The 10341-nt window shown below is 71.7% G+C and carries 10 protein-coding genes, 1 pseudogene and 1 riboswitch; of the genes and pseudogenes, 3 read left to right on the forward strand and 8 right to left on the reverse strand.

Going from position 1 to position 10341, the window contains the following annotated elements; all coding sequences use genetic code 11:
• The first annotated feature begins 192 nt into the window (after positions 1-192).
• Both JS756_RS26710 and JS756_RS26715 read left to right on the forward strand, forming a co-directional pair.
• A complete protein-coding gene (locus tag JS756_RS26710) occupies positions 193-519 on the forward strand; it encodes a hypothetical protein (RefSeq protein ID WP_205385766.1) in 327 nt (108 codons plus the stop codon).
• A 145-nt stretch (positions 520-664) separates the two neighbouring features.
• Positions 665-1282 (forward strand): TetR/AcrR family transcriptional regulator, encoded by a 618-nt coding sequence (locus JS756_RS26715; RefSeq protein ID WP_205385767.1) that lies wholly within the window; start codon positions 665-667, stop codon positions 1280-1282.
• Positions 1283-1761: 479 nt separating this feature from the next.
• Here the strand turns inward: JS756_RS26715 and JS756_RS26720 are convergent, their stop codons facing one another.
• The 3 genes from JS756_RS26720 to JS756_RS38110 all read right to left on the reverse strand — a co-directional run bounded on the left by JS756_RS26720 (position 1762) and on the right by JS756_RS38110 (position 4754).
• On the reverse strand, positions 1762-2547 hold the full coding sequence (locus JS756_RS26720) for an SGNH/GDSL hydrolase family protein (RefSeq protein WP_205385781.1): 786 nt from the start codon (positions 2545-2547) through the stop codon (positions 1762-1764).
• A 230-nt stretch (positions 2548-2777) separates the two neighbouring features.
• The gene (locus JS756_RS26725) at positions 2778-3659 is read right to left on the reverse strand and encodes a M23 family metallopeptidase (protein WP_205385768.1); all 882 of its coding nucleotides are present in this window, start codon (positions 3657-3659) and stop codon (positions 2778-2780) included.
• Between the two features lie 4 nt (positions 3660-3663).
• Positions 3664-3822: riboswitch (cyclic di-AMP (ydaO/yuaA leader) on the reverse strand.
• Between the two features lie 287 nt (positions 3823-4109).
• Positions 4110-4754 carry an alpha-galactosidase gene (locus tag JS756_RS38110; protein ID WP_205385769.1) on the reverse strand — a complete coding sequence of 215 codons (645 nt, stop codon included), beginning with the start codon at positions 4752-4754 and terminating at the stop codon, positions 4110-4112.
• A 443-nt stretch (positions 4755-5197) separates the two neighbouring features.
• Here JS756_RS38110 and JS756_RS26735 point away from each other — a divergent pair, with 443 nt between their 5' ends.
• Positions 5198-5995, forward strand: a complete 798-nt coding sequence (locus JS756_RS26735; RefSeq protein WP_205385782.1) for a tyrosine-protein phosphatase — start codon at positions 5198-5200, stop codon at positions 5993-5995.
• Positions 5996-6015: 20 nt separating this feature from the next.
• On the opposite strand, the gene JS756_RS26740 is transcribed toward JS756_RS26735, so the two are convergent.
• From JS756_RS26740 to JS756_RS26760, 5 genes and pseudogenes are all read right to left on the reverse strand, one after another.
• Positions 6016-6138: a DUF6126 family protein gene (locus JS756_RS26740; RefSeq protein ID WP_205385770.1), complete on the reverse strand. Its 123-nt coding sequence runs from the start codon at positions 6136-6138 to the stop codon at positions 6016-6018.
• Positions 6135-6731 carry a helix-turn-helix domain-containing protein gene (locus JS756_RS26745; protein WP_205385771.1) on the reverse strand — a complete coding sequence of 199 codons (597 nt, stop codon included), beginning with the start codon at positions 6729-6731 and terminating at the stop codon, positions 6135-6137. Before JS756_RS26745 ends, JS756_RS26740 begins: the two co-directional genes overlap by 4 nt.
• Before the next feature lie 79 nt (positions 6732-6810).
• On the reverse strand, positions 6811-8223 hold the full coding sequence (locus JS756_RS26750) for an aspartate aminotransferase family protein (protein WP_205385772.1): 1413 nt from the start codon (positions 8221-8223) through the stop codon (positions 6811-6813).
• Positions 8220-10136, reverse strand: a complete 1917-nt coding sequence (gene dxs, locus JS756_RS26755) for a 1-deoxy-D-xylulose-5-phosphate synthase (protein WP_205385773.1) — start codon at positions 10134-10136, stop codon at positions 8220-8222. The genes JS756_RS26750 and dxs overlap by 4 nt, the downstream gene beginning before the upstream one ends.
• Before the next feature lie 30 nt (positions 10137-10166).
• Positions 10167-10341 (reverse strand): annotated as a pseudogene (locus JS756_RS26760) (flavodoxin-dependent (E)-4-hydroxy-3-methylbut-2-enyl-diphosphate synthase); the annotation flags it as partial.

Below are 10341 nucleotides of genomic sequence, written 5' to 3' on the forward strand. Positions count from 1 at the left end.
CCGGTGCCGGTGCCGCCGACGGTGTCGCGGCCGTAGTCGATCGATCACCGGCGTCCTACTCGCGTGACGGATGGGGCGCCGGTTTCCGCTGTCCGGTGACCCCGGCCACAGCCACAGCGAACGCCTTGCCGGAGACAGCTGCTCCGCTGGAGTGTGCTGCTCACAACTCCCGCTGTCCCAGACGAGGTTGCCGTGAAGTGTCCGAGCCAGGAGTGCCAGTCGTCGAACGTGCAGCTGTTGTCCCACTACGTGGATTCGCTGCCGCCGGGGTCGCCGAACCGGGAGCGGTACGCGAAGCCGGCCGGTCCGGGCAGGTCGTTTCCGGGCGCGCTGGTGGTGATCGTGCTGGGGATCGCCGCCCTGGTGTCGGGGCACGTGTGGGCCGGTCTGCTGGCGGTGGCCGGTGGCGGGGCGTGGGGCTGGGTGCTGTACCGCAGGTACGAGGCGGCGGAGTCGGCACGGGCCGCGTGGTCGAATCGGCGGATCTGTCTGGCGTGCACGGAGCAGTGGGTGCCGTGACGTCCTCGCCGTCCCGACAGCGGTGTTCCGCACCTGCGCGTCCTCTCACGGGGCCCTGTGCGGGCGACCCGACGACGCGCTGAGGTGCCGTCGCCGTCGTCGTGCGCCCGCCGGGGACGACGGGCAAGCCCGTAAGCTGACGGTCGTGGCAAGAGTGCGGTTGAGTGTGGCCGAGCGGCGGGAGGAACTGCTCCGGGCCGCCGTCGAGCAGATCGAGGCACGCGGTGTCGCAGCGGTCAGGATCGCCGACGTGGCCGCGGCGCTCGGGGTGAGCAACGCGCTGGTGCTCTATCACTTCTCCACGAAGGAGAAGCTCGTTGCCGCGGCGTTCGCCCACGCCGCGGCGGACGATCTGGCCCGGCTGCGCCGACTGCTCGGGCGCCGGACCAGCGCGCTGCGCAGGCTGCGCTCAGCGGTGCGGTGGTACGCGCCGACCGGACAGGCCAAGGGCTGGCGGCTGTGGATCGAGGGCTGGTCCGCCTCGCTGCGCGAGCCCGCCCTGCGGGAGGTCACGCGCGACCTCGACCGGCAGTGGAAGGCCTCGATCGCCGAGGTGGTCGCCGAGGGTGTCGCAGCGGGCGAGTTCACGTGCCCCGACCCGGCGCAGACCGCACTGCGCCTGACCGCGCTGCTCGACGGCCTCGCCGTGCAGATGACCGCCTACCCGGGCGCGGTGTCCCGGGCTCGCGCGCAGAGTTGGGTGGACGACGCCCTGGCACGCGAACTGGGCCTGGAGCGGGAGTCCTCGGCACCGCCGCGCTGACGGGGGGCGACCGGCCGAGGACGCCGGGGGGCGGATCCGGGGCGTGGCGTCGCGGCAGTCCGTGCCCGGCGCGGCGGGTGCGGCGGGTGCGGCGGACCGCTCGCCGCGGGTCCGGCGGCAGGGAGAGCGCGGGCACCCTGGGCGTCGGAAGGGCGGGCCGGGTGGCCGCGGGCACGCTGGGCGTCGGAAGGGCGGGCCGGGTGGCCGCGGGCGACCGGGGGCTCGGACTCCTCGCCCGAGGCCTGGGCGGACGGGGTCGGCGCACGGGATCCACCCACGCCCGGAGCCCGCAACCCGCAACCCGCGCCCGCCCAACCCCGGCACGCCGGGGTCCACTGCACCACCCTTGCGCCCCGCAGGCCTGCACGCCCGCACGCCCGCACGCCCGCACGCCCGCACGCCCGCACGCCCGCACGCCCGCACGCCGGTCAGGAGACCACGCCACAAGCGCACCCTCCTCGCTCACGCCGTACCCGCCGTCAGGCCACGGAGGCGATCCGCGTCCTGATGTCGTCCGGGGACAGAGTCCCCTTGGCGGTGACGTGGTCACCGGAGGACTCCCCGCGCAGCCGGCGCCCGATCCAGGGCACCAGGTACTCGCGCGCCCAGTGGACGTCGTCGCGCCGTACGTCCAGGGTGCCGCGGGGTGGCAGCGGCGGCCACGACTGCTCCGGATCGGCGGGCACCGGCAGACCGAGCGCCTGCCCGGCGCGGAGCGCGACCCGCGTGTGCCCCTCGGGCGAGAGGTGCAGCCGGTCGTCGTCCCAGGCCCGCCGGTCCTGCACAGACCTCAGGGACCACAGGTCGAGCACCGGGCAGCCGTAGCGGTCGGCGATGGCCCGCACATGCCCGTTGTAGGTGGCGATCTTCCCGCGCAGGTGCTTGAGGAGCGGGACGCCGCGGGTGTCGAACCCGGTCGTCACCATGACCGTGCCGGCCGCCTCGGTGAGCAGCGCGACGGCTTGCTCGAAGCGCTCGGCGACCTCATCGGGGTCCGTGCCGGGCCGGATGATGTCGTTGCCGCCCGCACAGAACGACACCAGGTCCGGCGCGAGTTCCCCGGCCCGGGGAAGTTGGTCGGCCACGATCTGGTCGAGGAGCTTCCCGCGCACGGCGAGGTTCGTGTAGGTGAAGTCGCCCTCCGGCTGCCGGTCCGCGAGAAGTACGGCGAACCGGTCGGCCCAGCCGACGAACTGCCCGTCGGGGCCGGGGTCGCCGACGCCCTCGGTGAAGCTGTCCCCCACCGCCACGTACGACCCGATCACTGTCCTGCTGTCACTCTTCGAATCGTCTGCCACAGCCGTCCATGATTCACCCTCCAATGTGACCTACGCGACCGTAGGCAGGGGTTGACGGGCGGTGACATAAGCCACTGCGCCACCTGGGGCCGAGAGGGAATAGACCATGCTTCCGGGTGTGCCGAAGGCCGGACCCGGGGATGAGGTCCGGCCTTCGGCGGCGTGCCGGGCAGGGCGGTGCGTGGGCGAGGGTCGCGTCAGCCGACGGCGAGGCCGTGCGAGCGCAGGTAGGCGACCGGGTCGACGTCGGAGCCGTAGTTCGGCGTGGTGCGGATCTCGAAGTGCAGGTGCGGGCCGGTCACGTTGCCGGTGGCACCGGACAGGCCGATCTGCTGACCCGCGCTGACGGTCTGGCCGGCCGAGACCGACAGCTGCGAGAGGTGGCCGTACTGGGCGTAGTAGCCGTCGTGCAGCTTGATGACGACCTGGTTGCCGTACGCGCCGCCCCAGCCCGCGGAGACGACGGTGCCCGAGGCGACGGCCTTGAGGGAGGTGCCGGTGGGGACGACGAAGTCGACGCCGGTGTGGTAGCCGCTGGACCACATGCTGCCGGCCACGTGGTAGCCGGTGCCGACGGCCGCGCCGGCGACCGGGAGGCTGTAGCCGGTGGCCGCGGCGGGCTTGGCGGCGGTGACGGTCTTCGCCGAGGGCTTGGTCGCCGAGGACTTCGTGGACGACTTCGCGACGGCCGAGGACGCGGAGGTCTTGGCCGTCGCCGCCTCCTTGCCGAGGGCGAGCTTCAGGCCGGGGTGGATCAGGGACGGGTCGCTGCCGATGACCGCACGGTTGTCCGCGTAGAGCTTCTTCCAGCCACCGCTGACGTGCTGGTCGTGGGCGATCTTCGACAGGTAGTCGCCTGCCTTGACCGTGTAGTGCCGCACGGTGGCGCTCTTCGCCGCCGCCTTCTTCTGGACGACCTGGGAGACGACCTTTTCCGGGGCGGACTGGGGTGTGGCGGCGTGGGCGCCGGTGGCTCCCAGCAGCGGGAGCGCGAGCGCGGCGCCGCCGGTGCCGGCGACGGCGATGGAACGGGTGAAACGCTGGGCCTTGGGACGGCGGTGCTTACCCTTCGCGGGCATGGCGAATTCCTCTCCGGCGCCTGCGAGGTGAGCTGTCGGGTGCGGACTGGAGATGTCCGGCCGCGCGCTCGGCGCGACTTGACCCCTAGCCGTTCCGGAGACCGGAACAGGCGGTTGTACCTGTGGGTCCCCCGCTCCTGCCGGGCACGGGTGAGTGTGTGCGGGCCCCGGGCGGCGGCAGGATTCGGCGTTCCGCCCGGATCGGTGTGGAACGTAGGCGAGCAAGACGCACAGGGACAAGCGCGGGGTGTCACGGACGACCATTTCGCATGATCGGCGGACAGAATTACCGGTCACCCTGTGTGCATTCGACGCCGCGCCATATGGCCAATGCACGAGGAAAGAGCCGCGAATTACGTGAACATGACGCGCGACGGACGGTCACGAATATGACGCTCCTCACGCAGCCGCCCGCCATGCCCCTTTATTCCACGCCGAGTTGTAACGAAGTCAGCAATTCGGACAGAAGGACCAGATACGACACAGGCGGAGAACTGCCGCATCGAGATTCCCGCTCGGGCCGACCTGAAGCCCGCCGCACAACAGAACGGCCCCTCGGTGGACTTCACCCGCTTCAAGGCGTTCGTACCCATTTCTCCAGATCCAGGCCGCACAGCCGCAGCGCCGGGACGGGCGCGCCGTGCCGCCACGCCCGGACATCCTCCCGGACGGGTTCGGGGGCAAGTCGATTACGGAATTCCATCCATGTTTGTCCCGTTTGGCACTGCACCAACTCGGCGTGCCCGGGCGCAGATGACTGTCCGGACCGACCATCTCCGCTTCGAACTCGATGCCGAACCGGAGCCCGAGGCCGTGCACATGGCCGGCGAGCGGCTTGAGACTCCACGGGAAGTGCTGCGGGCCGGGCCGCCGATCCCCGGGGCCGCCCGGCCTGAGGCGCGGCCGCCGAACCAGTCGCCGTGGACGACGAACAGCGCGACGCCGATTCCGACCGGTCGCCGTCGGTGTCGGTGTCGGTGTCGGTGTCGGTGTCGGGTAGGTCCTGTGCCCACCCGACGTGCCAGACGCGGCTCGGGGCGCCGAAGCCGCCGTCGCTCCACAACCCGGCGAGGACGGGCGTGCCGTACGACGCACCCCTGGCCGGCGTCGGCAGTCGTCGCGCCCGACGCCCCCGCGATCCGCTCCCGGGCACCCGGGAGCGGGGCGGTGCGGTGCGGTGCGGATGGGGGTACGCGCCGGACCGGCCGAGCGCGCAGCCGCAGACCCAGGCCCCCGGTGGTGCCGGTGCCGAGCGCGACCCGGGGCAGAGGCCGGCGCCCGGTGCGGCGGCGGCCCCCACCGAGGTCCTGCTTCCCCGCGGCAGACACCGCGCCCCTGGCATACGAATCGTGCGATCGCGCACCGCCGTCATCACGGGGCACGCACCGGCTCGGCGACGCCGGTGGAAAACCCGCCGCACCGCGCCGCGCGCCCCCTGCGTGCCCCTGTGGGCAACCCGTTGCCCCAGGTATCCGTGTCGTATGGTCGAGAGGATCCCCGCCGAGCCGCGCCGGCGGGCCGAGTGGGAGGAGCCCTTCGTGACGCAGCAGGTGCCGTCGACCGAACCGGAGCTGGCCGGAGTGCGCAACTTCCGCGACGTGGGCGGGCTGCCCACCGCGGACGGGCGGCGCGTCCGCCACGGAGTGCTGTTCCGCAGCGGTCACCTCGCCCACGCCACGCAGGAGGACGCCTCGTTCCTGTCCGCGCTGGGCCTGCACACGATCTTCGACTTCCGCAACGCGGCCGACCAGAAGCTGGAGGGTCCGGACGTCGAGCTCCCCGGTGTGCGCAACGTGAACCTGCCGCTGAGCGACCCGGCGGACGGCGCCGAGTTCTGGAAGATGGTCCGCGACGGCGACATCGGCCAGCTCCGCACCGTCCTCGGCGACGGCAGGGCCGCCCACCGGATGATCACCTCCTACCGGATGATCGTCCGGGAGCGCACCGCCGAGCACTCCCGGGTCCTGCACGCGCTGGCGGAGGACAGCGTCCCCGCGCTGATGCACTGCGCGGCGGGCAAGGACCGTGCGGGGCTGTCCATAGCCGTCACGCTCCTCGCGGTCGGTGTGGAGCGTGACGCGATCCTCACCGACTACCTGGAGTCCAACGCCAAGCACCGCCGCTACAGGGTGCGCCGCAGCAACGGGTCCGGCGACGCCTACTCCCCCGAGGTGATGGAGCTGCTCAGCCCGCTGTTCGACGCGCGTGCCGAGTATCTGACGGCGGCGGTCGAGACCATCGAGGAGACGTGGGGCGGCGTGGAGACCTACCTCTCGCGGGGACTGGGCCTCAGCGCCGAGACGCGCGAGCGGCTGCGGGACCGGCTGCTGGACTGACGCGGCCCGCGGGGACGCTGCTACTGACCGGCCCCGACCTCGAACAGCAGCCAGATGAACGCGGCCAGGACGTGTCCCACCGCGATGTAGATGATCAGCCGGATCCACAGGGTGCGGGGGAACCTCTCCTCGCGCTCGCTCATGGCGTCTCTCCAGGGGTGGGGCCGAGGCACAGTGCGGCCGTCGGGCTCTGCAGCAGGGTGTGGACGAACAGGAGCTCCACCCCGTCCGCGTCCTGCGCGGCGAGGCGGTGCGGGGTCAGCGAGTCGAAGTGCGCACTGTCGCCGGGCGCCAGCCGGTGCGTGGTGTCGCCCAGGTGCAGCACGAGCCGCCCGGTGAGGACGTACAGCCACTCCTCGCCGGGATGCACGCGCACGATGTCGCCCTGGGCGCCGTGGGGGACGTGGACGCGAAGGGCCTGCATGCCGCGGCCGGGAGCGCCGGCCTGCCAGTACGTCCAGCCGCCGGCCGCCGTCGACTCCATGCCGGCGTGGCGCACGACGGCGTCGCGGTCGGCGACCGTCTCGCCGAGCAGCTCCGAGACGGTCGTACCGTAGACGCGGGCCAGTGCGAGCAGCATCGGCAGGGAGGGCTGGCGCTGCCCGGTCTCCAGCCGGGAGAGGTGGGCGGGCGACAGGCCTGCGGCGCGGGCCGCTGCCTCCAGGGTGAGATCGGCCCGGCGCCGCAGGGCACGCAGCTGCGGCGCCACCGCGGTCAGGGCTTCGGGGGAGCTCATGCCTCCATTCAGCCGGACCCCTTGCCCGCTAGGCAAGTTTCTTGCCTCTGAGGCAAACCCTCGAAGGCGGCAGTCGGGGTCAGCGTCCCGAGACCGCCTGTCTGGCCAGCGTCTTGCCGAAGTCCCAGACGAGGCCGCCGCCGTTGTGCGCGTCGTCCATCACGGCCCTGAACGCGCCCACGAACCGGTCCACGTCCGCCTCGTCGATCACCAGCGGCGGAATCAGCTTGATCACCTCCAGGTGGTCGCCCGAGACCTGCGTGAGGATCCGGTGCCGCTGCAGCAACGGCACCACCACCATCTGTGCGAACAACCCCTTGCGCGCCGCCTGCAGCATCGTCCACCGGCTCCGCAGCCGCAGCGACCGCGGCCGCCCGAACTCCACGCCGATCATCAACCCCCGCCCGCGCACGTCGGCCAGCAGCTCGTACTCCCCCACCAGCCCCGTCAACCGCGACTTCAACAGCTCGCCCGTCGCCCGCGCCCGCGCAACGATCCCCTCGTCCTCCATCACCGAGAGCACCGCCAACCCCGCCGCCATGGCCTGCGCATTCGATCCGAAGCTCGCCGAGTGCACCAGCACCCGGTCCATCGACGAGAACACCTTCCTGAAGATCCAGTCCCGCCCCAGTGTCGCCCCCACCGGCACGTACCCGCCCGACAGCGCCTTCGCCACGCACACCAGGTCCGGCTCCACACCCTCCTCGTGCTGGTAGGCGTAGAAGTCACCGGTACGGCCCAGACCCGTCTGCACCTCGTCGGCGATCAGCAACGCCTTGTGCCGGTGCAGCAGCTCCTGCGCCGCCCGCAGATACCCCGGCGGCGTCGCATGCACACCCTTGCCCTGGATCGGCTCCACGATCAGGGCCGCGACGTCCCCCCGCTTCAGCTCACGCTCCAGGGCGTCCAGATCCCCCAGCGCGACCACCCCGTCGGGCAGCAGCGGGCCGAACCCGTCCCGGAACGAGGACTCACCGTTGACCGACAGCGACCCCACCGTCAACCCGTGGAACGCATGCTCGCAGTACAACACCCGCGACCGGCCCGTCGCGCACCGCGCGAACTTCAGCGCCCCCTCGACCGCCTCGGTCCCGCTGTTGCCGAAGAACACCCGATCCAGATGCGGACTGTGCCCCAGCAACCGCTCCGCCAGCAGCCCCGGCAGAGGAGGACAGTCGAACCGCGTCAGATCCGCCAGCTGCAGGTCCAGCACGTCGTGCAGCGCCTGCCGCACCACCGGATGATGCCGGCCGAGCCCCATCACCCCGAACCCCGCCAGCATGTCGAGGTAGTCGTTGCCCTCCGCATCCCAGAAGTGCGCACCCGCGGCCCGCTCGTACACCTTGTCGAAACCGATGGTGTGCAGCATCCGCGGCAGCTGATGGTTCAGGTACCGGTCGTGCAACTCGTAGCGCTCGGCCCCCCGCGCCGCCAGCAACCCGTTCAGGTCGAAGGGGGCGGCCTGCGGCGACGCGGATTCCGCGGTTGTCATTGCTGTCTCTCCTCGGGCAACTGTTCCTCGTCGGCCGGGCCGGCGTCCTGCACGGCCAGGCTCGCGCTGATCCGGCCCGCCACCTCGACGGGGGTGAGCCCGATGTCGGCCAGCACCTCGCCCCGCTTGGCGTGCGCCAGGAACTGGTCCGGGATGCCGAACCGCCGTACCGGCACGTCCACGTCGGCATCGCCCAGCGCCAACGCCACCGCGCCGCCGACCCCGGCCGCGCGGCTGTTGTCCTCGACCACGGCGACGAGGCGGTGCGCAGCGGCGAGGCGGGGCAACGCCGGGTCGACGGGCTTGACCCAGCGGGGGTCGACGACGGTGCTCCGGATGCCCCTGGCCTGGAGCAGTTCGGCGGCCCGGAGGCAGACCGGCGCCATCACGCCGACGGCGACCAGCAGGACCTCGGGGTCCTCGTCGCGATGCAGCACGTCCAGGCCGCCGACACGGTCGACGGCCGGGATCCGCGGTCCCACCGACTCCTTCGGGAAGCGCACCAGCGTGGGCGCGTCGTCCACGGCGACCGCCTCCCGCAACTGGGCGCGCAGCTGGTCGGCGTCACGCGGCGCGGCGATCCTCAGGCCGGGGACGACCTGAAGGATCGACATGTCCCACATGCCGTTGTGGGAGGGACCGTCGGCGCCGGTGACACCCGCGCGGTCCAGCACGAAGGTGACGCCGCACCGGTGCAGGGAGACGTCCATCAGCAGTTGGTCGAAGGCGCGGTTGAGGAAGGTGGCGTAGACGGCGACGACCGGGTGGAGGCCTCCGGTCGCGAGTCCGGCGGCGGAGACGGCCGCGTGCTGCTCGGCGATGCCCACGTCCCACACCCGGTCGGGGAAGCGTGCGGCGAACTTGCCGAGGCCGACCGGGTGCAGCATGGCGGCCGTGATGGCGACGACATCGTCCCGTTCCTCGCCGATGCGCAGCATCTCCTCACCGAAGACCGACGTCCAGGACGGCCCGGCGGCCGGGCTGAGCGGCTCGCAGGTGCGCGGGTCCATCACGCCGACGGTGTGGAAGTGGTCCTCCTCGTGGGCGAGGGCCGGTTCGTAGCCGCGCCCCTTCACGGTGAGGCAGTGCACGAGGACGGGGCCGTGGAAGCGCTTGGCACGTCTGAGCGCCGACTCGACCGCCTTGATGTCGTGGCCGTCGATCGGGCCGACGTACTTCAGCCCCAGGTCCTCGAACATGCCCTGCGGGGCGAAGGCGTCCTTGAAGCCCTTCTTCGCTCCGTGCAGGGACTCGTAGAGGGTGTTGCCGACGACCGGGGTGCGCAGCAGTACGTCCTTGCCCCAGGCGAGCACCTTCTCGTAGCTGTCGGTGGTGCGCAGGGTGGCGAGATGGTTGGCCAGGCCGCCGATGGTCGGGGCGTAGGACCGCTCGTTGTCGTTGACGACGACGATCAGCGGCCGGCCCTTGGCCGCCGCGATGTTGTTCAGTGCTTCCCAGGCCATTCCGCCGGTGAGGGCGCCGTCGCCGATGACGGCGACGACATGGCCCTTCTCGCCCTGGACCTGACGTGCCTTGGCGAGCCCGTCCGCCCAGCCGAGGGCGGTGGAGGCATGGCTGTTCTCGATGACGTCGTGCTCGGACTCCTCGCGCGAGGGATAGCCGGACAGGCCCCCCTTGCCGCGCAGCTTGGAGAAGTCCTGACGCCCTGTCAGGAGTTTGTGGACATAGCTCTGGTGGCCGGTGTCCCAGAGGATGCGGTCGACGGGCGACTCGAAGACCCGGTGCAGGGCGATGGTGAGTTCGACCACCCCCAGATTGGGCCCGAGGTGACCACCCGTCCTGGTGACCGCGGTCACCAGGAACTCACGTATCTCTTGGGACAGTTCGCCCAGCTCCGCCTCGGACAGCGCCTTCAGGTCGCGTGGTCCGCGGATGTTCTCCAGCATGCTCACCCTCGGCCCCCTCTCGATCCGTGCCGTAACTCAACTCACCGTGACTGCCGATTTCCCCGTGTCCGCGACGGAGTCCTGCTCCATCTGCTCGGCGATCTTCATCGCCTCTTCGATCAGGGTCTCGACGATCTTCGACTCGGGCACGGTCTTGATGACCTCGCCCTTGACGAAGATCTGCCCCTTGCCGTTGCCGGAGGCGACACCC

It is taken from the genome of Streptomyces actuosus (assembly GCF_016921115.1).
Lineage (GTDB): Bacteria > Actinomycetota > Actinomycetes > Streptomycetales > Streptomycetaceae > Streptomyces > Streptomyces actuosus_A.

Excerpts from the sequence above, each read along its gene's own strand:
- JS756_RS26725 (WP_205385768.1), bottom strand. The coding sequence starts at position 3,659 with ATGCCCGCGAAGGGTAAGCACCGCCGTCCCAAGGCCCAGCGTTTCACC.
- JS756_RS26740 (WP_205385770.1), bottom strand. The coding sequence starts at position 6,138 with ATGAGCGAGCGCGAGGAGAGGTTCCCCCGCACCCTGTGGATCCGGCTG.
- JS756_RS26745 (WP_205385771.1), bottom strand. The coding sequence starts at position 6,731 with ATGAGCTCCCCCGAAGCCCTGACCGCGGTGGCGCCGCAGCTGCGTGCC.
- JS756_RS26750 (WP_205385772.1), bottom strand. The coding sequence starts at position 8,223 with ATGACAACCGCGGAATCCGCGTCGCCGCAGGCCGCCCCCTTCGACCTG.